At 47.2% G+C, this 21,858-nt stretch carries 25 protein-coding genes; 8 read left to right on the top strand and 17 right to left on the bottom strand.

Annotated elements, in window-relative coordinates; genetic code table 11:
- Window positions 1-98: 98 nt before the first annotated feature.
- Window positions 99-1,367 carry a LysM peptidoglycan-binding domain-containing protein gene (locus QEO93_RS01970; RefSeq protein WP_032138178.1) on the bottom strand — a complete coding sequence of 423 codons (1,269 nt, stop codon included), beginning with the start codon at window positions 1,365-1,367 and terminating at the stop codon, window positions 99-101.
- 155 nt (window positions 1,368-1,522) lie between these two features.
- Between QEO93_RS01970 and def the strand changes: the two genes are divergently transcribed.
- Window positions 1,523-2,026 (top strand): peptide deformylase, encoded by a 504-nt coding sequence (def, locus tag QEO93_RS01965; RefSeq protein WP_032138177.1) that lies wholly within the window; start codon window positions 1,523-1,525, stop codon window positions 2,024-2,026.
- Between the two features lie 41 nt (window positions 2,027-2,067).
- Here def and QEO93_RS01960 read toward each other — a convergent pair whose 3' ends face one another.
- Complete coding sequence (locus tag QEO93_RS01960; RefSeq protein ID WP_032138176.1) at window positions 2,068-2,901, bottom strand: transporter substrate-binding domain-containing protein; 834 nt, start codon at window positions 2,899-2,901, stop codon at window positions 2,068-2,070.
- A 255-nt stretch (window positions 2,902-3,156) separates the two neighbouring features.
- Here QEO93_RS01960 and QEO93_RS01955 point away from each other — a divergent pair, with 255 nt between their 5' ends.
- The 5 genes from QEO93_RS01955 to ftsH all read left to right on the top strand — a co-directional run bounded on the left by QEO93_RS01955 (window position 3,157) and on the right by ftsH (window position 7,670).
- Complete coding sequence (locus QEO93_RS01955) at window positions 3,157-3,558, top strand: hypothetical protein (protein WP_032138175.1); 402 nt, start codon at window positions 3,157-3,159, stop codon at window positions 3,556-3,558.
- 51 nt (window positions 3,559-3,609) lie between these two features.
- On the top strand, window positions 3,610-3,987 hold the full coding sequence (gene gloA2, locus QEO93_RS01950) for an SMU1112c/YaeR family gloxylase I-like metalloprotein (RefSeq protein WP_032138174.1): 378 nt from the start codon (window positions 3,610-3,612) through the stop codon (window positions 3,985-3,987).
- A gap of 136 nt (window positions 3,988-4,123) precedes the next feature.
- On the top strand, window positions 4,124-4,903 hold the full coding sequence (locus QEO93_RS01945) for a ferredoxin--NADP reductase (protein WP_032138173.1): 780 nt from the start codon (window positions 4,124-4,126) through the stop codon (window positions 4,901-4,903).
- A gap of 78 nt (window positions 4,904-4,981) precedes the next feature.
- Entirely contained in the window at window positions 4,982-5,602 is a 621-nt protein-coding gene (locus QEO93_RS01940; protein WP_032138172.1) for an RlmE family RNA methyltransferase, read from the top strand.
- A 118-nt stretch (window positions 5,603-5,720) separates the two neighbouring features.
- Complete coding sequence (gene ftsH / locus QEO93_RS01935) at window positions 5,721-7,670, top strand: ATP-dependent zinc metalloprotease FtsH (RefSeq protein ID WP_245190692.1); 1,950 nt, start codon at window positions 5,721-5,723, stop codon at window positions 7,668-7,670.
- A 161-nt stretch (window positions 7,671-7,831) separates the two neighbouring features.
- Here the strand turns inward: ftsH and QEO93_RS01930 are convergent, their stop codons facing one another.
- The 13 genes from QEO93_RS01930 to QEO93_RS01870 all read right to left on the bottom strand — a co-directional run bounded on the left by QEO93_RS01930 (window position 7,832) and on the right by QEO93_RS01870 (window position 17,762).
- Window positions 7,832-8,995: an NAD(P)H-dependent flavin oxidoreductase gene (locus QEO93_RS01930; RefSeq protein WP_032138170.1), complete on the bottom strand. Its 1,164-nt coding sequence runs from the start codon at window positions 8,993-8,995 to the stop codon at window positions 7,832-7,834.
- A 326-nt stretch (window positions 8,996-9,321) separates the two neighbouring features.
- On the bottom strand, window positions 9,322-10,527 hold the full coding sequence (locus QEO93_RS01925; RefSeq protein ID WP_032138169.1) for an LD-carboxypeptidase: 1,206 nt from the start codon (window positions 10,525-10,527) through the stop codon (window positions 9,322-9,324).
- Window positions 10,528-10,543: 16 nt separating this feature from the next.
- A complete protein-coding gene (locus QEO93_RS01920) occupies window positions 10,544-10,945 on the bottom strand; it encodes an HIT family protein (RefSeq protein ID WP_032138168.1) in 402 nt (133 codons plus the stop codon).
- Window positions 10,946-10,956: 11 nt separating this feature from the next.
- Window positions 10,957-11,961: a 2Fe-2S iron-sulfur cluster-binding protein gene (locus tag QEO93_RS01915; protein WP_032138167.1), complete on the bottom strand. Its 1,005-nt coding sequence runs from the start codon at window positions 11,959-11,961 to the stop codon at window positions 10,957-10,959.
- A gap of 133 nt (window positions 11,962-12,094) precedes the next feature.
- On the bottom strand, window positions 12,095-13,333 hold the full coding sequence (locus QEO93_RS01910; protein ID WP_044250565.1) for a sugar transporter: 1,239 nt from the start codon (window positions 13,331-13,333) through the stop codon (window positions 12,095-12,097).
- A 214-nt stretch (window positions 13,334-13,547) separates the two neighbouring features.
- Window positions 13,548-14,093, bottom strand: a complete 546-nt coding sequence (locus tag QEO93_RS01905; protein WP_032138166.1) for a hypothetical protein — start codon at window positions 14,091-14,093, stop codon at window positions 13,548-13,550.
- Between the two features lie 69 nt (window positions 14,094-14,162).
- A complete protein-coding gene (locus QEO93_RS01900; RefSeq protein ID WP_143445736.1) occupies window positions 14,163-14,486 on the bottom strand; it encodes a hypothetical protein in 324 nt (107 codons plus the stop codon).
- Between the two features lie 26 nt (window positions 14,487-14,512).
- The gene (locus tag QEO93_RS01895) at window positions 14,513-14,839 is read right to left on the bottom strand and encodes a hypothetical protein (RefSeq protein ID WP_052368869.1); all 327 of its coding nucleotides are present in this window, start codon (window positions 14,837-14,839) and stop codon (window positions 14,513-14,515) included.
- Entirely contained in the window at window positions 14,827-14,967 is a 141-nt protein-coding gene (locus QEO93_RS01890; protein ID WP_157686391.1) for a hypothetical protein, read from the bottom strand. Before QEO93_RS01890 ends, QEO93_RS01895 begins: the two co-directional genes overlap by 13 nt.
- A gap of 126 nt (window positions 14,968-15,093) precedes the next feature.
- Window positions 15,094-16,194, bottom strand: a complete 1,101-nt coding sequence (gene aroC / locus QEO93_RS01885; RefSeq protein ID WP_085815496.1) for a chorismate synthase — start codon at window positions 16,192-16,194, stop codon at window positions 15,094-15,096.
- 91 nt (window positions 16,195-16,285) lie between these two features.
- On the bottom strand, window positions 16,286-16,450 hold the full coding sequence (locus QEO93_RS01880) for a hypothetical protein (RefSeq protein ID WP_157686389.1): 165 nt from the start codon (window positions 16,448-16,450) through the stop codon (window positions 16,286-16,288).
- 23 nt (window positions 16,451-16,473) lie between these two features.
- Window positions 16,474-17,232 (bottom strand): hydroxyacylglutathione hydrolase, encoded by a 759-nt coding sequence (gene gloB, locus QEO93_RS01875; RefSeq protein ID WP_081907069.1) that lies wholly within the window; start codon window positions 17,230-17,232, stop codon window positions 16,474-16,476.
- On the bottom strand, window positions 17,232-17,762 hold the full coding sequence (locus tag QEO93_RS01870) for an NUDIX hydrolase (RefSeq protein ID WP_032138164.1): 531 nt from the start codon (window positions 17,760-17,762) through the stop codon (window positions 17,232-17,234). Before QEO93_RS01870 ends, gloB begins: the two co-directional genes overlap by 1 nt.
- Before the next feature lie 117 nt (window positions 17,763-17,879).
- Here QEO93_RS01870 and QEO93_RS01865 point away from each other — a divergent pair, with 117 nt between their 5' ends.
- Window positions 17,880-18,737, top strand: coding sequence for a DUF808 domain-containing protein (locus tag QEO93_RS01865; RefSeq protein WP_032138163.1), 858 nt, complete (start codon window positions 17,880-17,882; stop codon window positions 18,735-18,737).
- A 39-nt stretch (window positions 18,738-18,776) separates the two neighbouring features.
- Here the strand turns inward: QEO93_RS01865 and QEO93_RS01860 are convergent, their stop codons facing one another.
- Entirely contained in the window at window positions 18,777-19,445 is a 669-nt protein-coding gene (locus QEO93_RS01860; protein WP_032138162.1) for a sulfite exporter TauE/SafE family protein, read from the bottom strand.
- Between the two features lie 32 nt (window positions 19,446-19,477).
- The gene (rtcR, locus tag QEO93_RS01855; protein WP_032138161.1) at window positions 19,478-21,097 is read right to left on the bottom strand and encodes an RNA repair transcriptional activator RtcR; all 1,620 of its coding nucleotides are present in this window, start codon (window positions 21,095-21,097) and stop codon (window positions 19,478-19,480) included.
- A gap of 178 nt (window positions 21,098-21,275) precedes the next feature.
- Here rtcR and QEO93_RS01850 point away from each other — a divergent pair, with 178 nt between their 5' ends.
- Window positions 21,276-21,728, top strand: coding sequence for a DIP1984 family protein (locus QEO93_RS01850; protein ID WP_032138160.1), 453 nt, complete (start codon window positions 21,276-21,278; stop codon window positions 21,726-21,728).
- The last annotated feature ends 130 nt before the right edge of the window (window positions 21,729-21,858 follow it).

The raw sequence follows: 21,858 nt of genomic DNA, 5'->3' as shown, positions 1-21,858 counted from the left end.
AATACTGAATTTTAGCATGATTTTGTTTTTTCAGGCAGCCTGAAAAACAGAATAAAAATGCAGCCTGAAAAGTTTTCAGGCTGCATTTCAAAAATAAATTATTTAGCGTCTTTAGGGTCTTTCCATGCTGCGCTTGGACGTTCCCCAAATGTGTCTAAATCTTGACCTGGGTTAGAAATCAAATCTTCACGGTTTACGTTGGTTACGCTTTCCAAAATAATCGCTGAAGAAACGTGTTCACCCGTACGGTAAACCATTGCTAAACCGATTTCTTGGTTAGGTGTGGTTACGTAACGTGTTTCTTTAGAATTACCTTTATAATCAGAATTAATCAACTGACCACGGCGATAAATACTCAAAACTGTACCGTCATCTAAACCGTCTGCTTTACCTTTGTTTAAGATAATGGTTTGCATCGTGCCGCTTTCACTCACACCATCCATAATATCCACGATGCTGGCATCAACACGGCCAGCTGGCTCGTGTGGCACGTAGTTGAATTCGTCAAAATTCTCTGGGCGTTTGAACAAATAATCGCCTTTGCGAATTTCAGACAATGCGCCGTTAATCATCATCGGCTGCGCTGTGCGTGTTACGACAGGTTTACCATTTGTTGGGCTTTTAACGTAGTATTCATCATCTGCCAAAGTTTGGTCTTTTTTACCAAAAATGCCTTTATTAGCTTCTTGTGCAAATGCTTGTTGTGCCTCTGAAGTGCGGTGTGATAATGCACTGTTTGGTGTAGCCAATGTTGAAGCTTCACCTGCGTATTCAACCAATTGACCTAAATTTGCTTTTGTGTGCGGGTCTTTCAGGCTGCGTGATAAACGGAACACCATGTAAGTGCCTGGCTCAGTTACGCCATCTGCATACACACGGTCGCCATCAGAGTAATACAGGCGGTTATCGCTACCGCTCACCAAACGAGCGGCTTTAGATAAATCTTCGTTTGTCATGAAAAATGGTGTTTTCATGAACATGCGATAGAAGTCGGCATTGATAGCAGGAATGGCGTAACCAGAACCCATATCACGCACACGAGGGCGCAATTTAATTGTAGGGATACCACCTGTGCGGCTGCGGTCTGTACGCAACACTGGGCGACCATTCACGTAAGACAATGCCAATACATCACCTGGATAAATACGGTTCGGATTCGCAATTTCGCGGCGGTTCATGTTCCACAATACCGGCCATTTCCATGGGCGATATAAGTATTTACCAGAAATGCTCCATAAAGTATCACCTTCTTTAACTGTGTAGCGTGCAGGTGCATTTTGTTTAATACGTAATGTTTCTGCAATCGCAGTATTAGAAGAAATTATCATGCTTGTCGCGCAAAGCAAGGTTATAATCGGTTTTTTCATCACAAGCCTCATTGTTGAATTACATTATTTAACGGATAACCGTAATAATAGTGCATTTTGCTGTATCTAGGCTAGTACTCTGCCTAAAAACGTAAAGAAAAACGCAAGTATGCCACAAATTTGACAACAAAATACATCACTTACAAGGAAATTATATGGCGTTACTCCCTATTCTCACTCACCCAAACGAACGTTTACACATTGTTGCCAAGCCCGTAGAAAAAATTGACGAGCGCATTCGCCAATTGGTGTCAGACATGGCAGAAACCATGTATGAATCGCGCGGTATCGGTTTAGCAGCGACACAAGTAGACGTTCACGAACGCGTAGTCGTGATTGATTTATCGGAAGAGAAAAATCAATTATTGGTTTTGATTAACCCAGTCATCACCAAAAAAGACGGTGAAACCACCTATGAAGAAGGCTGTTTATCCGTTCCAGGCATTTATGACACCGTTACCCGTGCTGAAACCATTACCGTTGAATATTTCGACGTGGACGGTGAAAAACACACCTTAGACGCAGATGGTTTATTAGCAATTTGCATTCAACACGAATTAGACCATTTGTTAGGTAAATTATTCGTTGAATACCTCTCACCATTGAAACAAAATCGTATCAAAACCAAAATGAAAAAACGCCAACGCGAAACCATGTAATAAAAATGCAGCCTGAAACATTTTCAGGCTGCATTTACTTATTAATGTTGGCTCACATCTTCACCAAAGAACTGCTCACCCAATTTTTTCAAAGTACCGTCTGCCTTCAATTCATTCATCGCCTGATTGATTTGCGCCAACGCTTCAGGTTCATTCTTATTGATGACCAAACCCGCACCCAGTTTTTCATCTTTCGGCGTACGCCAAACCTCTTTCAAACCAGAATCAGGATTTTTCTTCAAATAATCCAGCAAAGACAATTCATCGTTCAGCGTAATTTCTGCACGCGACTGTTGCACCAACGTCAGACCTTGCGCCATCGTATCCGTATGCACCAAATCCGCACCCATTTTTTTCGCCGTTTCATCATAATTAGATGCCAACATCACAGCCGTTTTAATGCCTTTGATGTCTTCTAATTTCGCGATTGGCGCATGGTCTTTACGCGCCAAAATCATTTTACCGCTCCAACTATACGGCTCAGCCTTGTCAAACATCGCTTGACGTTCAGGCGAAGTCAGCGCAACTTGGTTTGCCACCACATCAAAACGCCCTGCTTTCAACCCAGCCATCATCGCGTCCCAAGGCGTTTCTTTAAACTCCACTTGCACGCCCAATTTAGCCGCCACTGCACGAGTAACCTCCACATCATAGCCCGTCAATTTACCGTCTTTTTCATGATAAGTGAACGGCGCGTAAGTTCCCATTGTGCCGACTAAAATCGTTTGTTTTTGCTTCAACTTCTCGCCCAAGCTACCCGATTTTGCCGCAGTAGCAGGCGCAGAACCTTGAGCTGCTTGCTGATTATTATTTTGATTGCCACAAGCCGCCAAAGCCAAAGCAACCGTAAAACCTACCAGAGTGCGTGTAAACATGATAACAATCCTTTTCGTCGAAAAAAATAAATTGTAACCAACTTTTAAAATAGCGTTAAGATTTTTTAGCAATAAGGTTTATGCTTTCAGACAGCCTGAAATATAGTGAATTAAATTCAAACCAGTACCGCGTTGCTAACGCCCTTATGTACTACGCGTACACGGCAGACGCTAGCGCATTGTCCTGATTTGAATTTAATCCACTATATGTATGCTACAATTTCCTTTTTTCACACTCCACATAAGGAAACCACCATGAACGAACAAGACATCAAAGCCGCCGTAGAAAGTAAAATCAACGAAGCCAAAGACCTGTTTAGCCAACTAAGCAACGAAGCCAAACAACTGGGCGACAAAGCACAAGCTGAAGCCAAATTAGCTCAATTTAAAGCCGAAGCAGAAGCCAAATTGAACGAAGCCAAAAACTTCATCAGCCAACAAAGCGACGTAGCAGACGACAAATTCACAGAATGGCAAAAAGACGCAGAAACCCAGTTGCAACAAGCTCAACAATACATCAGCACCCAAAGCCAAGAATGGGAAACCAAATTTGAAGGCTGGTTGAAAGACGCAGAAGAAAACTTAGAAGAAGTGGGCGATTATTTAGAAGAAAAAGCCAATGAAGTAAAAAACGCCTTAAACAACCTATTTAAATAACACAAACGCAGCCTGAAAAAACTTTCAGGCTGCATTTTTCAGATTACCATTATGAAACATCATCACACCGCCCTAATCTGTTCCGACTACACCACCGCCAAGCATTTTTACACCGAAATCCTAGGCTTCACTATCCTAGCCGAACACTACCGCCCAGAACGCCAGTCTTACAAACTAGATTTAGGCATTGGGCAAGAATACGTTTTAGAACTCTTCACATTCCCCAATCCTCCCAAACGTATCACGCAGCCTGAAGCCTGCGGATTACGCCACATCTCATTCACCATCCCAGACCCCGAAAGCTATCGCGCCGAATTGCAAGCCAAAGGCGTAAGCTGCGAACCTATCCGCATAGATGAATATACAGGCAAAAGTTTTTTCTTTATTTTTGACCCAGACGGATTGCCCATCGAATTTTATCAAGAATAAATACTCAAATTCACCCTTAAAACTTGAATTCAAGCCATAAATTGCATAAAATCGCAGGCTATTTTTCAGGCTGCCTGACAAACATTCTCATTTAGAACGCAGCCTGAAACCCCATTCAACCCACAGAAAGACAACAATGGCAGCATTCAACACCCAAGAAGTTCTCTCCGTACACCACTGGACAGACGCCTATTTTTCATTCACCTGCACACGCGACGAAAGTTTACGTTTTGAAAACGGACAGTTCGTCATGATTGGTTTAATGGTAGATGGTAAACCCCTCATGCGTGCATACAGCGTTGCCAGCGCAAACTGGGAAGAACATCTAGAATTTTTCAGCATCAAAGTACAAGACGGCCCACTTACCAGCCGCTTGCAACACCTAAAAGTCGGCGACGAAATCCTCATCAGCAAAAAACCAACAGGCACACTCATTGCCAGTGATTTGAATGAAGGTGGCAAACACTTATATCTGCTTTCAACAGGCACAGGTTTAGCCCCATTCTTGAGCGTAACCCGCGACCCAGAAATTTACGAACAATACGAAAAAGTGATTTTGGTACACGGCGTGCGCCACAAACAAGATTTAGCATATTACGACCATTTCACCCAAGACTTGCCAAATCACGAATTTTTAGGCGAATTGGTGCGTGAAAAATTGGTTTACTATCCAGTCGTTTCGCGCGAACCATTTGAACACCAAGGCCGCTTAACTGATTTGATGAAGTCAGGCAAAATGTTTGAAGACTTAGGTTTGCCGCCCATCAATCCAAAAGACGACCGCGCCATGTTGTGCGGCAGCATGCCAATGAATGCAGACACCGCTGCCATTTTGGACAGCTTCGGTTTAGTAGCTTCTCCAAAAACAGGCGTTCGCGGCGATTATTTAATTGAACGCGCGTTTGTAGAACAGTAATTTGTTATTTAAAAGAAAAGGCAGCCTGAAAATATCTTTCAGGCTGCCTGAAACGCTATTTAACGACACAGAGAAAACATGGTACAACGCTCAAAATCTTCCCCCGCATGGATGCACGAACATGTGAACGACCCGTATGTGAAACGGGCGCAAAAAGACGGTTATCGTGCGCGCGCCGCATACAAATTATTGGAAATCAACGAAAAAGACAAACTGATTAAACAAGGTACGGTGTTAGCCGACTTGGGCAGCGCGCCCGGTAGTTGGTCGCAAATTGCCGCCAAATTGGTAGGCAAATCAGGCAAAGTGTTCGCGCTGGATATTCTGCCAATGGAGCATTTAGAAGGCGTGGATTTCATTCAAGGCGATTTTCGTGAAGACGACGTGTTGGCACAATTTGAAAATTTGCTCGGCAATCGTCCGCTAGACCTTGTAATTTGCGATATGGCACCCAATATGTCGGGGAACGATACGATTGACCAAGCGCGCAGTTTTTATTTGTGCGAACTGGCGTTAGATTTTGCGCGTGAGCATTTGAAAACAGGCGGTAATTTTTTGGTTAAAGTATTCCAAGGCACAGGTTATCAAGAATATTTGGCAGCCATGCGCGAAGTGTTTGCCACCGTGCAAACGCGCAAACCTGAGGCGTCGCGCAATCGTTCTAGTGAGATTTATTTATTAGGCAAAAATAAACGCTGACAAGGCTTTCAGACTACCTTAAAATTTACACACATTTTTATTATTTTTATTGAAGGAGTTTGTTTCTGTGAGAGACAACCTAAAAAATCTGCTCGTTTGGGGTGGTTTATTTGTTGCGATTGCTTTTGGTATTCAGACGATGCGTGGGGATAGCAAAAGCACCAATAGCCAGCTGATTGAATATTCTCAATTTATTCAGCAGGTTAAAGCAGGCAGCGTGAACAATGTGAATATTGAAGGCTCGCCTGCGGGCTATGAAATCAAGGGCGAGCGCAACGATAAATCAACGTTCCGCACCAATGCGCCGTTGGACGATAAATTGGTGGAAACGCTGATTAACAATAATGTTCGCATGAAAGTAACACCTGAAGAAAAACCGAGTATGCTCAGCAGCTTATTCATGAGTTTATTGCCTGTTGCGTTGCTGATTGGCGCGTGGTTTTGGTTTATGCGTATGCAATCGGGCGGCGGCAAGGGCGGTGCATTTTCGTTTGGTAAATCGCGTGCCAAATTGTTGGACAAAGATACCAACACCGTGAAATTTGCCGATGTGGCAGGCTGCGATGAAGCGAAAGAAGAAGTCCAAGAAATCGTAGATTATTTGAAAGCACCAAACCGCTATCAATCTTTGGGCGGTCGTGTGCCACGCGGTATTTTGTTGGCAGGTAGCCCAGGTACGGGTAAAACCTTGTTGGCAAAAGCGATTGCAGGCGAAGCGGGCGTACCATTTTTCAGCATTTCGGGTTCGGATTTCGTGGAAATGTTTGTCGGCGTGGGTGCAAGCCGTGTGCGCGATATGTTTGAGCAAGCGAAGAAAAACGCGCCTTGCATTATTTTTATTGATGAAATTGACGCGGTTGGTCGCCAACGCGGTGCAGGTTTGGGCGGCGGCAACGATGAACGCGAACAAACTTTGAACCAACTGTTAGTAGAAATGGACGGTTTTGAAAGCAATCAAACCGTGATTGTGATTGCTGCAACCAACCGCCCAGACGTGTTAGACCCAGCGTTGCAACGCCCAGGTCGTTTTGACCGTCAAGTGGTTGTGCCGTTACCAGATATTCGCGGTCGTGAAGCGATTTTGAATGTTCACGCGAAAAAAGTGCCGTTGGACGAAAGCGTGGATTTGACTTCATTGGCGCGTGGTACACCAGGCTTCTCTGGTGCTGATTTGGCAAACTTGGTAAACGAAGCCGCATTATTTGCAGGTCGTCGCAATAAAGTGAAAGTGGACCAAAGCGATTTTGAAGATGCAAAAGACAAAATCTACATGGGTCCTGAACGCCGCAGCATGGTGATGCACGAAGATGAAAAACGCGCAACAGCTTACCACGAAGCAGGCCATGCGATTGTGGCGGAAAGTTTGCCGTTTACCGACCCTGTTCACAAGGTTACGATTATGCCACGTGGACGTGCGTTGGGTTTGACCTGGCAGCTGCCTGAACGCGACCGCATTTCGATGTATAAAGACCAAATGTTGAGCCAGCTGGCGATTTTGTTTGGTGGCCGCATTGCCGAAGATATTTATGTGGGTCGCATTTCCACTGGCGCGTCAAATGACTTTGAACGTGCGACACAAATTGCGCGTGATATGGTGACTCGCTATGGTATGAGCGACAAAATGGGCGTGATGGTGTATGCAGAAAATGAAGGCGAAGTGTTCTTGGGTCGCAGCGTAACACGTTCACAAAATATTTCTGAAAAAACGCAGCAAGAAGTGGACGAGGAAGTGCGCCGTATCTTGGACGAGCAATATGCTGTTGCCTACAAAATTTTGAGCGAAAATCGCGACAAAATGGAAACGATGTGCAAAGCGTTGGTTGAGTGGGAAACGATTGACCGCGACCAAGTTTTGGAAATCATGGAAGGCAAACAGCCTAGTCCGCCAAAAGATTACAGCCACAATGTTCGCAATGAGGCGGAATTTGATGTGTTACCTGAAACGGAAGAAGCGAAAGCTGAAGTGGAAGAGCCTGTTGCAGAAAATACGCCAGCAGCAGAAACGGAAATGAATACGCAGCCTGAAAATTCTGTTGCACAACAGGAAGAACCAAAAGATAAAGCGTAATCTGCGATAAAAAAAGCAGCCTGAAAATTTCAGGCTGCTTTTTATTTTTCAAGCTGAAACCTTTGCAAATAACCAGATTTGAGTATTTTTCAAAGCCATAGCAGCGCAAAAAGCGACTACGTACATCAACAGCGCATGGCGATGGGGATTTTACAAAGGTTTCAGGCTGCGTGAATATTCCCCGTTAATAAATACTCCACCGTTTCACGCACCGACTTAATTGATTGCCCAAACGGCAACGGGTCTTTCCCACGGAAAAACAGTCCCTTATCCACCTCCCCACGAAATGCCTCCGCCAATTTCAAATCAATACAAAACTGCCCTGCATTCGGCAAACCATCACGCAGACCGCAGCTCGTCAAACAATTCAGCCCCTGCGTACAACGACGTTGGTCAGCTTTCGCATTCGCCTGCAACTTCTCCTCACGCTTCATATAGCTCGACAGAAAACGCGTTGCCACCCCACGCGCAGGCAGCCCAGCCACCGACATAAATTCCACCACCTGCTCACGCGACACCCCAGCCAGCGTATTTTTAAAATTAATATGCGCATCCCCCTCTTTCGTAACCGCAAACGCCGTGCCGACTTGAACCGCATTCGCACCCCATTCACGCAACGCCAACGACACCTTTTGGAAATTCGCCATACCGCCAGCCAAAATCAACGGAATCTTCTCACGCTCCAAATCTAACTGCTTAAACAGCTTAAACGTTTCCTCCAAAACCCGTTTAAAATCAAACTTCTCATCATTCACACCCGCCACCGAAGACGCACCCAAATGCCCAGCCGCGTGAGCAGGATGTTCAATCACAATCGCATCAGGCAGCACGCCCTTTTTCAGCCAGCGTTTCAACACAATCCCCACGCCGCGCGATTCCGACAAAATCGGCAACAACGCCACATCTTTCCGATAATCCCCCACCAAATCAGGTAAATCCAACGGCAACCCAGCCCCCATCACAATCGCGTCCACGCCCGATTCACACGCCTGACGCACCAATGCCGCGTGGTCTTTCACCGCCTTCATCACATTCACCGCAATCATGCCGCGCCCTTCACTTTGCGCTTTGGCAGCCTGAATTTCACGGTCAAGCGCAATGCGATTTAAGCGCGTGTATTTTTCTTCACTCGGATTGACTTTGCTGTCTGCCAACAAGTCTTCATGCAAATGGCGCAAATCCACGCTGGCGATTGTGCCGATGCCATTTTCACGCGCAACCGCGCTGGACAAGCTGGAAGCCGAAATTCCTACGCCCATACCGCCTTGCACGATCGGGATTAAGTTTTTACCACGAATAGTTAATGGATTGAATAAGTTTTGCATAGAAAAGCCCTCTTGTTGAATGTGGATTTTCAGGCAGCTTTTCAATACACAACAATTCTTTTATGGGCTGTGTGAACTTGTTCACGCACAAATCCACTCGCGTGCGTACCGCACACACCCTACACATTCATTTTTCCGTGTACTGTAAGGCAGCCTGAAAACATTTATAGGCATTCTACTCTAAAATTATCCATTTTTAAAATGATTACTCTAAAAAAGCAGCCTGAAAATATTTTCAGGCTGCTTTTTTTCTTTAACTTTCTACAAAATCCATAGGCTGGGTGAATTTACTGGGTCGCGCCCCAGCCTACAAGCTGCATTTTTCTTTAAAACTCGCTATCCGCGCCAACTTCCCCACTCTCAGCAGAGAAATCAAACACAGGCGGCGGCAGCAACGCGCTCAAATTCAGCGCATTCGGGTTCAGCGTTGGATAACCGCTAAACGTGATTTGATAACCACCTACGCTATCGGGCTGAATACGCGCATGCGCCCCCAACGGGAACGTGGTTTTATTCGTAATATGTCCAAACGGAAAACCCGACAGCACAGGCACATTCGCCACACGCGACATCGTTTGCGCCACCGTGTTCAAATCATAGCTGCTGTCATACGAATCGCGAATATTGCCCATGCGGAAATCGCCCAACACAATCGCTTGTTGACTGCGCAAAATGCCTGCCAAATGCAGCGTTTGCAGCATGCGTTCAATGCGATACGGCTGCTCTGCCACGTCTTCCAAGAACAAAATACCGCCCTGCACTTTCGGCATATACGGCGTACCAACCAGCGAAGCCAACACACTCAAATTGCCGCCCCACAGCATGCCTTCCATGGCGCGTGGACGCTGCGCTTGATACGTTGGCACAGCAACCGTCAATTCACTTGCCGTAGTCGTGCGGATAAAGCTATCCATGGTGTAGGTGTCGGGCGTGGGTTTGGCAAACTCGCTATACAGCATCGGTCCTGCAAAACTTGGCATGCCACTTTGAGACAGCAATGCCAACTGAATAGCGGTTACATCGCTGAAACCAAACAGCAAAGTTTGTTGTTCACGCATACGCGCACCCAATCTGCCCCAATCAATATGCGGCAACAGGCGAACTGCGCCATAACCGCCACGCGCACCCATCAACACTTTCGGCGTACTGACGCGCCCTAACGCTACGTCTTGCAAATCGTTAATGCGTTCAGCATCGCTGCCTGCAAAGCGTTGGAAACGGCGATAGGCGGCGGTGTGGTTGGTGATTTGGAAACCTGAGCCCGCCAAGCGGTCTAAACCTGCTTGAATACGCGCTGGATCTTCGCAAAATCCTGATGAGGCGAAAATGCGCATGGTGTTGTCGCCTGCGCTGCGTGGGGTGTTTACGGCTGTGGGTTGTGTGTTCATGGTTGGGCGTTTGGGTTGATTTTGGGGTTTAACGGGTGTGGCTTGTTGCGGCGGTGTGCTGCTGCCACACGCACTCAATAAGCTGCTGCCTGCGGCGACTAATGTGCCTTGCAACAGGCGGCGACGTGAGAGTGTGGGTGCCATGGTTCTATCCTTTTGATTATGAATTTAATAAGGCTTGAACTTGCGCTGTCCAATCTTCAGGCAGCCTGAAAGTGGCTTCGCGCACGGGTTGCGCCCAGATAGACGCTGGAAAACACGCGTCTTCTTTGAAACGAGCGATGACGTGCCAATGAACGTGCGGCACGATGTTGCCCAAACTAGCCAAATTGATTTTTTCAGGCTGCAAAACTTGGCGCATGGCGGCTTCTACGCGATACACGGTGTGCATGATTTCATCGCGTTGTTCAGGCTGCAAATCAGTCATTTCGGCGATGTGGTCATGCCAAATCACGCGGCAAAATGCGGGGGCATTGGCTTCGTTGTGGACGGCTATCACGCGCAAGCGGTCGTTTTGCCAGAGAATTTCTTCGTTTTGGGCGGTGCAGATGGGGCAAGTCATTTGGAGTTTCCTTAAATGTGAGCGGTGAACACGTCGCTGAAATAGGCGGCTTCGGGCAACTGGGCTTGGCTGACAAACGCATGGCGGCTGTCGTGTACCATTTTGGGCAAGCCACAGGCGTAAACTTCGTGTCGGCTTAAGTCGGGATAGTCGCGCAAAACGTGGGCGGTTACATAGCCTGTCGCGCCTGTCCAGCCGTTTTCAGGCTGCGATAACACGGGGGTGTAACGGGCGTTTGGCAACTGGGCGAGTAATTCGCGCAAGGCGGTTTCATCGTATAAACCTGTTTGCTGACGAACGCCGTGATAAACGTGCAATGTTCTTTCAGGCTGCGTTTGGGCGATGTGGGCGAGTATGGATTTGATGGGGGCAAATCCTGTGCCTGTTGCGAGTAAAATCAGGGGTTTGTGATGATTGTCGCTGAGATAGAACGAGCCGAGTGGTCCGCGCAATCGGATAATCGCGCCTTCTTTCAGGCTGCCTGAAAACAGTTGTGTGGAAAATAAGCCGTTTTCGCGGCGGCGAATGTGAAATTCTAGCGATTCGGTTTGTTGGGTGCTGCTGGCGATGGAATAGCTGCGACTGCCGTCTTTGAGCAGAATTTCCATGTATTGCCCTGCGTGGAAGATGAATGGGGGAGCTTTGGGCAGCGTTACGCGAATCACGGCTACGTCGCTGCGCAATTCGATTTTGCCCATACGTGAGGGCAAGGTGCGGACGGTCTTGGCTTTTGCGCCTGCGTAGGACGGCATGTCTAGCACGATGTCTTCATCGGTTTGTGAACAGCACAATAGAATTTTGCCTGCGGCGCGTTCTTCGGCGGAGAGAACGTAGTCGTCGTATTCTTGGTTTTCGCGCACGCTGCCTGAAATAAGTTTGGCGGCGCATGAACCGCACACACCGCTTTGGCAGGAATGGGGTAAGTTGTAGCCTTGGCGAATGGCGGCAGTTAATAGGGTTTCATCGGGGTTGGCTGTGAATTCGGTTTGGCTGGGAGATACGGTGATTTTGGACATTGTGATTGTGTTGTGTTTGAAAAAAGTTGAATGGCTATTTTACCATTTTTTCGCAGCCTGAAAAAAAGGGACGGCTTTTAAAGTCGTCCCAATTTAAGATTTATTGTAGGTCGGGTTCTTGAATCCAACTTTTTCACCGTTTGCGTTTGTCGGATACAAGTATCCGACCTACACATACCAAATTTTCAGGCTGCGTTTGTGCATTATAGCGGTAGTACACCCACAAATAAATCCCCAAACCGCAAGCCGCCAACACCGCGCCCACCAAACCAATCGCGCTCAAGCCCAAAGCCTGCTGACGCATCACAATACCGCCCACTAGCGCACCGCCGCCAATCCCAATATTGTAAATCCCCGAATACATCGCCGAAGCCACATCAGTCGCGTCTGAAGCATAATTCAGCACACGCGCCACCATGCTCAAGCTCATGCACGAAATCATAATCCCCCACACAAAAATCAGCCCAAACATCGCCGCTTCACTCGCGCCCAACGCCCAAACTGCCAGCAAAGAAACCACCAAGCCCCCAGCCGTCAGTTGCAAAAATTTATCGGGATTGCGCGGATAGAATTTCCCAAACAGCCAGCTCGCCACCGCGCCCGACAAACCAAACACCAGCAACACGCTCGTTGCCACCTGCTCGCTCATGTGCGTGATGTGCAGCACATACGGCTCAATATAACTATACGCCGTGAAATGCGCCGTAATCCCAATCGCCGTCATCGCATACACGCCCAGCAAAAGCGGACGTTTCAGCACAATCGGCACACTTTTCAGGCTGCCTGAATTTTTGCTTTCCAGTTTGGGTAACAATTTAAACAACAAAATCATCACGCCCAACGCCAGCACGCCAATCAATCCCAAAGTCGTGCGCCAATTCAGCGCCTGCCCAATCACGCGCCCCAACGGTAAGCCCAAAATCGTTGCCAACGCCGTGCCGAGCGATAGCCAACCCAACGCTTGCTGCTTTTTGCCACGTGGCGCAACACGCATCACCAGCGCAGACGTAATCGACCAAAACACCGCATGGGTCAGCGCAATCATCACACGCGACACCAACAAAATCTGAAAATTCCACGCGATTGCCGACACGCCGTGTCCCACAATAAACACCGCAAACAACAGCAACAGCAATTTGCGGCGTTCCATGTTTGCCGTCAGCAGCATAAACGGCAGCGACATCAGCGACACCACCCACGCATACACCGTCATCATAATACCCACGTCTTCCACAGGCATATTGAAACCCTTGCCGATGTCCGTCAGCAGCGCGATTGGGATAAATTCTGTTGTGTTAAAAATAAACGCTGCCACCGCCAAAGCCAGCACGCGCAAATAAGCCACTTTTGTGGCATCTTTTTTGTGTAACATGATTCGCTTTCAAAATAGGGCGGGTTGATATTTCATTCGCGAGTTGGATTTTTTTAGCGCAAATACGCGAATACAAGGCGAAAATGCAAGCAAGGTTGAACACCTTGCGCGTATTTTCAACGCAGTAGTCGCGTATTTGAGCAAAAAAGACACCGCGATATGAAATATCAACCCGCCCTAAGCAGCCTGAAAATTTTTCAGGCTGCGAATAGATTTAAGATTGTTTCGTACAAACCAACGGCAATTTACGATTAGGTGAATGCAATTTCATTTCCGTTTCTGAAATCGAATCCACGCCAAATTTCGCCAATTCCGTTTTCTCTTCCGTAACCGTCATACCATGAATAAACGGTTCGTTAAATTCCTTCAGCCAATCAGGAAACAACTTGCCGTGCCGAGTGGCTCGGTCTGCGCTGATTTTACGCTGAGTGGTATGCTGAATAAACTCGTTTTCGCTCAAATCCCAAGTTCCTTTGGATTTGAAGGTATAGTGCAACTTCTTGCCATTGTCGCCACCAATCCCCAGCACGCCCGAGCTTTTCACTGCCACTTTTTCGCTGAACGCAATGTCAATCGTGCCGTCCAAACGCATAGACTTATCCGCCGAATATTCCGCCGTGTATTGCGTGAGCGTAGAAAAATTGTCCGTTTTCTCTTCCGCTACGCATTGCCACGTTCCTGCCATATTTTCAGGCTGCGTTTGTGCTTGTGCCAACACAGCAGTCGCACACAATAAAACCGCTAAAATTTTCCGAATCATCACATTTTCCTTTTTTCAGGCTGCAAAAAAATAAAATCAACCATAAATTATGGTTGATTTTATGAAAAATTAGAATGTGTATTGTAACTTAAAGCCCACTTCACGCGTGCGGTTTTTTGGCTCATTGATTTGCAACTGTTTGCCTGTTTCCTCATCAAGAATAGACGCATCATCTGAATCAAACACTTTCCGACCGCGATAGAACGAAGCAAAACTCAATTTGCTGCCATTCTCAAACGTTTTGCTTACTGGCAAATCCAGCTCAAAACCTTTAGCGTGTGGTTGTTTCATTTCAATTTTGCCATCTGAGTAAGAATATTGGCGACCGCGTAACCCATGGTTATAAGCCACTTTTGGCGTGAACTCAAATTGGCTTGGCAACTGAATGTTCAAGCCTGCGCCAATATGCGCGTACGTAGTTACATTTTTACGGCCGTACGCATCTTCACTTTACGGCTGCTCAAATCACGCAACACGCGATGCTCTAAGCCCGCTTCTGCAATCGCCGTCATGCCCTCACGAATTGGATAGTTGTATTCATAAATCGCACGAATATCATAAGATTTACGTGGAATATTTTTGGTAACAATCGAGCCGCATGGCAAACCTTCAGGCTCGTCTTCACTTGGCGCGGCACCATCTGTATATTCTGCTTTACCACGCGCATATCGCCCTTCCAAACGCGCTGCGTGTCTATCATTGAAATGATATTTCACCGCGCCTGTAATCGCATTCAAATTACCCACTTATTGCATGAAACGCGTTTCGCCGTGTGATAACGCTCTGCCCCAATCGTTACTTCAACAGGTTTTGCCCAAACCGCATAACTGCTGCACATCAAGCCGCACAGCATAGCCAATCTTTTAAGTTGCATAACATTTCTCTGTTTTGCCTTGGTTTGTAAACTAAAGCGGTATTGTATGCCAATCGCAAACTAAATGTTATTTTATAACAACGTTATTTAATTTGAGTCAATACTCAGTTCAGGCAGCCTGAAAAATTATTTCATTAAATGCGCAATGTCAGGCGTATTCACACGCACGTCCGCATTTTGAGCGCGGTGTCGCAACGCATGGTCCATCAACACCAGTGCGAGCATCGCTTCCGCAATCGGTGCTGCGCGTAAACCGACACAAGGGTCGTGTCGTCCGTGCGTGGCAATTTCCACCGCATTGCCTTCAATATCAATACTTTGCCGCGGCGTAGTGATTGAACTCGTTGGCTTAATTGCAAAATTTGCCGTAATCGTTTGACCTGTTGAAATGCCACCCAAAATGCCGCCAGAATGATTCGATTTAAAACCTGTTGGTGTCAATTCATCGCCGTGAACGCTGCCACGTTGCGCCACCACATCAAAACCGTCGCCAATTTCCACACCTTTCACCGCGTTAATCGACATCAATGCGTAAGCAATTTCCGCGTCCAAACGGTCAAACACAGGCTCGCCCAAACCCACAGGCACGTTTCGCGCTTCAATATGCAATTTCGCACCCACGCTGTCCAATGATTTGCGAACGCTGTCCATATACGCGTCCAAATCAGCAATTTGCGACTGATTGGCGGCGAAAAATGGATTGTGCGAAATAAATTCTTCGCTTTCAAACGCGATTTCTTTCTCGCCAACTTGCGTAACCCAACAAATAATTTCCGTGCCGAATTGCTCTTTCAACCATTTTTTCGCCACCGCGCCAGCCGCCACACGCGCCGCCGTTTCACGCGCCGAACTGCGACCACCGCCACGATAATCGCGCGTGCCGAATTTGTGCCAATAAGTATAGTCTGCGTGTCCAGGACGGAATTGTTGCGCGATGTTGCCGTAGTCTTTGCTGCGTTGGTCGGTGTTGCGGATTAACAGCGCAATCGGCGTGCCTGTGGTTTTGCCTTCAAACACGCCTGACAAAATTTCCACTTCATCGGCTTCGCGGCGTTGGGTAACATGGCGGCTGGTGCCTGGTTTGCGGCGGTCTAGGTCGTGTTGAATGTCTTCTGCGCTTAGGGCTAAGTTGGGTGGGCAGCCGTCAATAATGCAGCCCAAACCTGCACCGTGGCTTTCGCCGAATGTGGTGACTGTGAAAACTTGTCCGATTGTGTTTCCTGCCATTTTGCGTATCCTGTATGTGTCAAAATAAGGGAAATTTTAACATATAGTTAATGCACTGACCTTTTAATACTGCGTTGCCAACGCCCTTGTCTTAAAAGGTAATTGCATCAACTATATCATTACGTTTCAGGCTGCGATTAGTGATAATCGCAGCCTGAAAAACTTGCTTTGTGAAAATGCAGCCTGAAACTGTTTCGCTTCTGCAATCTAAAGCGTGGGTGTGGCGGCGCAACACCACGCTCTTTAACATTAACAAACTGTGTTTGCAGCCTGAAAATATTAAAACTGATTTTTCAATTCGCGCAACGTGGCAAAAACCGCTTCGTCGTCTACCAACGCTTGCCCTGCTAACTGCTGCACACGCACCCGAACTTCAGGCAAATGCACACGCAAAAACGGGTTCACGCGCTGTTCATGCGCCAGCGAAACGGGCAAACTGGGCGCAACGGTTTCGCGCAACGCAGCCTGAACATCGGCATTGTCCGCTTCAATATGCGCTGCAAAACGCAAATTCGCCGCCGTGTATTCGTGCGCTGGATAAAGCAACGTGTTTTCAGGCTGCGTGTTGATTCGCTGCAAACTGTGGTGCAGCCAATCCACGCGCCCGTCTGGAAACACGCGCCCACAGCCTGCAGAAAACAGCGTGTCGCCACAAAAAATATGCGCCTGTTCACCGTCCTGCAACACATACGAAAGATGATGGGCAGTGTGTCCTGCCGTGTGCCAAACCTGCGCGGTTAAGCCTTGCCATTCAATCACATCGCCCTCTCCTACTCGCTGGTTCGCAGCCTGAATGTCCGCCGCGCCAAACACTTGGCAATCGGGGAAATGTTGCTGCAATTCGGCAATGCCTAGCGTGTGGTCGCCATGTGGGTGCGTAACCCAAATTTGCGCCAGCGTGAGATTGTGTTCACGCAGATAATTCAGCACAGGTTCTGCCTGCCCTGTATCCACGCAAACGGCTTGATTGCCGCGCTGCAGCAGCCAAATGTAGTTGTCGTTAAACGCTGGCAGCGCGATGATTTTCAGGCTGCTCATTATTCTGCCAACCAAAATTGCAAGGCAATCAATGTTTTCGCGTCTAAAATTTTGCCTGTGGCAATCGCGGCGCGCGCTTCGTCTTTGCTCAAAAATTCGGTTTCCACAAATTCATCTTGGTCTGGCGACAGGGTGCTGGTTGGCGTGATGTTTACGGCGCGGTATAGGTGTAAGACTTCGTTGCAGAAGCCTGGGGCGCTGTAAAAATGGGCGATTTTTTCGACACGCTCGGCGGTGTATGGCGTTTCTTCGCCCAGTTCACGCAAGGCGCAAACGGCTGGGTCTTCACCCTCGTCCAATTTGCCTGCTGGGATTTCTAATGTGTCGTGTCCAACTGCGTATCGCCATTGACGCACCAGCACAACTTTGTTTTCTGGCGTTACGGCTAACACGCACGATGCGCCTGGATGTCGCACGACTACGCGTGTTTGTTCGTTGCCGTTTGGTAGCCGAATGTGGTCGCAGTCGATGTGCAAAAAGTTGCTGTGGTCGATGGGGGTTGAGCTGATTTGGGTTTCGGTTAAGTCCATGATTAGTTCCTTGTTTTAGTTACATGATTTCAGGCAGCATTATAGTAAAAATTAACTTTTCAGGCTGCCTGAAACGGCTATAATGCGCTTTTTTATGTTGAACAACAAGGAATTTTGATGGCAATAGCTTCTTTATTTACGCTATTAGACGACATTGCTTCGGTGCTGGACGATGTGGCATTGATGACGAAAATGGCAGCAAAAAAAACGGCTGGTGTGGTGGGCGATGATTTGGCTCTGAATGCGAACCAAGTAACTGGCGTTCGGACAGACAGGGAATTGCCGATTGTGTGGGCGGTGGCGAAAGGCTCGCTGATAAACAAGGTTATTTTGATTCCGATTGCGCTGATTTTGGCGGTGTATGCGCCAAGTTTGATTACGCCTTTACTGATGATTGGCGGCGCGTATTTGTGTTTTGAAGGCGTGGAAAAATTGCTAGAGAAGTTTTTTCATCATGAAGAAGAAACGCGCACGGAAGTAGTGAGCGACACGCTGGATTCTGAAAAAGATAAGATTAAGGGCGCGATTCGCACGGATTTTATTTTATCGGCTGAGATTATTATTTTGGCGTTGGGCGAAGTTCAAAACGCGACGTTGCTTGTTAAACTGATTGCACTTGCGACTGTGGGTATTGGGATTACGTTTGGCGTTTATGGTTTAGTCGGTGTGATTGTGAAAATTGATGATTTTGGAATGTTTTTAATGCGCAAACCGAGTCGTCTGAAACAAATGATTGGTCAAGGGCTGATTGCGTTCATGCCGTGGTTTATGCGTAGTTTGAGCGTGGTTGGCACGATTGCGATGTTCTTAGTGGGCGGTGGGATTTTCACACATTATGTGAGTTGGTTGCACCATTTTCATTGGGATAGCAGCTTGATGAATATGGGATTTACTTTTGTGGTTGGGATAATTGTTGGCGCGATTGTTTGTGCGATTGTGCTGCCGTTGGGGAAACCACTAAAGAAATCTCACTAAAGATAAAAGCAGCCTGAAAACACTTTCAGGCTGCTTTTTCTATATCAATATCCCAACCAACTGCCAAACCGCCCAACCACACACGACCAGCCCAGCCACCAACCGCACCGCTCTTTTCTGCAAAATCTCACGCAACTGCGCCGCAAATAACCCAGCCGCCAACAAATTCGGCAACGTCCCCAACCCAAACGCCAGCAAATACAGCCCACCTTTCCAAGCCGAGCCACTACCCAGCGCATAAAGCGACGCATTGTAAACCAAGCCACACGGCAACCATCCCCACAACAACCCCACCCCAAAACACGCAGGCACAGAACGAATCGGCAGCAAACGGTTTAAACACGGCTGCACACTGCGCCAAATCGGTTTTCCCAGCCCCTCAATTTTTGCCGCCCACGCCAAAATCCCAGCCAAATAAAGCCCCATCATCAGCAGCAACACATTCGCACACACAAACAAACCCACTTGCAGCGCATGCGTATGCACCAAAAAACTCCCTATTTGCGACAACGCCCCCATTAGCATTCCCACTAAAACATAGCTGCAAATTCTGCCCAAATTCATCAAAATAATCAGCCAAATGCGCCGAATATGCGGCGGCAACTGCAATGCAAAAACCGTACTCAAACCACCGCACATTCCCACGCAATGTGTCCCCCCAAAAAAGCCCAGCAAAAATAAAGTCAAAAGCGACATCGGCTCAATCATCGTGCAACCCGTTTACATAAAAAAAGCGCATTTTACACGCTTTCAGGCTGCGTTATATCTTCCCAACTCAACCCAAATTTCCCCAAATACTTCCGCAGCCTATCACTATCATTCGGCTTTACACGCACCAACCGCGACACGTCAAACAACGCACGACCTGCTGCCGCCAGCGTTTTATGCTGCCGACAAACCGCAATCACATTTTCCAACTGCATACGGTCAAAATAATCCAATTCATCTAAATTCACTTTTTCAGGCAGCCTGAAAACATCTTTCTTTGAAAAATCATCATCTTGCCATTGCCATTTCAACCGCTCAATCTCCGCGCGAACCAACTCCACCGAAATCCGCCCGTCAGGCGCAAGTGTCGCCAAACGCACCACACTCGCCGCCAAATCCCGAAAATTCCCACGCCAAACTGCCTGTGCCGACAATGCAAAATCCAAATAAACCCGCTTCGCCTCCGTATTAAAGCGTGTTGTCCGCCCTAACTCTTGCGATACCAACGCCAACTGATGCACCAAATTCGGCTCAATATCCTCACGCCGTTCCGCCAAATCAGGCAGCGTGTACTGCCAAATATTAATCCGCGCAAATAAATCTTCTCGAAACCGCCCAGCGCGAACTTCGGCGCGTAAATCGCGGTTTGTGCCAGCAATCAACTGAAAATCGCTCGCCACTTCACTATCGCTGCCGACTGGATAAAATCGTTTTTCTTCAATCGCTTTGAGCAACATCGCCTGTTCGTCCAAACCCAATTCGCCGATTTCGTCTAAAAATAACACGCCTTTGTCTGCCGTTTTCAGCCAGCCGTCGCGCTTGTCTGCCGCACCTGTGAACGCGCCTTTTTTATGTCCGAACAACGCTGAAGCCGCACCGTCACCACGTAAAACTGCACAATTCACATCAACAAATTGTCCTGAAATCAAATGCCTGGATTTTTTCAATTCAAAAATACGTTTTGCCAACATGGATTTGCCAGCCCCAGTTGCACCGTTGAGCAGAATAGGGGACGGCGAATTGAGCGCGATTTGTTCAATCTCGGCAATCATTTGGTTAAACTTTTGATTTTTAGTGGGAATGCCGCTTTTCAAATACAACACCGCATCATCACGCACCGCCGCCAAACGCTGTGCCAGCACATCATACCGCGCCAAATCCAAATCAATGATTTCATACGACCCCACATCGCCTTTCTCCATGTTTTTATACTGATTTTTCGGCGGCGACGTTTGTAACAGCATAGACGGAATTTGCCGACTTTCCACGAGCAAAAACAAACAAATCTGCGCGACGTGCGTACCTGTTGTAATGTGCGTTAAATAATTTTCTTGTTCTGTATCAAAAGGATAATGAATCGCCCAATCGTGTAGTTTGGTATAAACTTCGCTGAAATCCCAAGGATTGTTCATTTCAATTGGCACAAAATTCACTTCCGTTTCAGGCGAAACCTGCTGAATATCCGCTTTAACCTGATTGGCTAAATCTAAAAATTTCTCTTGAATAAACAATTCAATACGGTCAATTTTCAAATCATCACGCTGATTCATCGCCACATTCGGTCGCCATTTTCGCCAACGCCCTTGACCCATGCCCGAATCCAGCACCGTGCCAAGAAAACTAACCACGACATTCTTTTTAGATATATTCATATTTCTATTATCCTATATAAATTTATAGATTTTAAAATTATAACGCAGACGTTTTCAGGCTGCCTGAAAAATATATTCTATTTAAAATCAGTAAATTATAAATATTTTAGGCAGCCTGAAAACGGCTTGGCACAATGTTTGCAAATAAAAAAGCAGATAACACAAAAAGGAAAACAAAATGAAACTCGCACAAGCATTGATTGAACGCGCTGATTTGCAACGAAAATTAGCGCAACTCTCGCAACGATTGCAGCAAAACGCGCAATACCAAGACGGCGAAATGCCCAGCGAAAACCCAGCCGAATTATTGGCGGAATATCATCAAGCTGCTGATTCGTTGGAAAATTTGGTGGTGCAAATCAACCAACGCAACAGCCAAATCACGTTGCCAAACGGCACAACCATGACCGCCGCGCTGGCGCAACGCGACCGATTGAAAGCGGAACACGCCACGTTAATCAAATTAGCGGACGCGGCAACGCCTGAACAAAATCGTTATAGTCGCAGTGAAATCAAGATGTTGTCAGCAGTTAATGTGCGAGATATTCGCAAGCAAGCCGACCAAATCGCCAAGCGTTGCCGTGAATTGGATATGCAAATTCAGGAATCTAATTGGTTGAATGATTTATAATTTTCAGGCAGCCTGAAAACCCAGTCGCGTCGTTTTTCAGCAAAATGTGGACACAAAATTGTCGCATAGGCTCATTCACTGGAGCGCAAAGGGCAGCGCAGGATTTTTTCCAAGCATTGTTTTGCCCAGC

Source organism: Kingella negevensis, assembly GCF_030177895.1.
Classification (GTDB): Bacteria; Pseudomonadota; Gammaproteobacteria; order Burkholderiales; family Neisseriaceae; genus Kingella_C; species Kingella_C negevensis.
The sequence above is the reverse complement of the archived record's forward strand: the minus strand, read 5'-3'. Positions and strand labels throughout refer to the sequence as shown.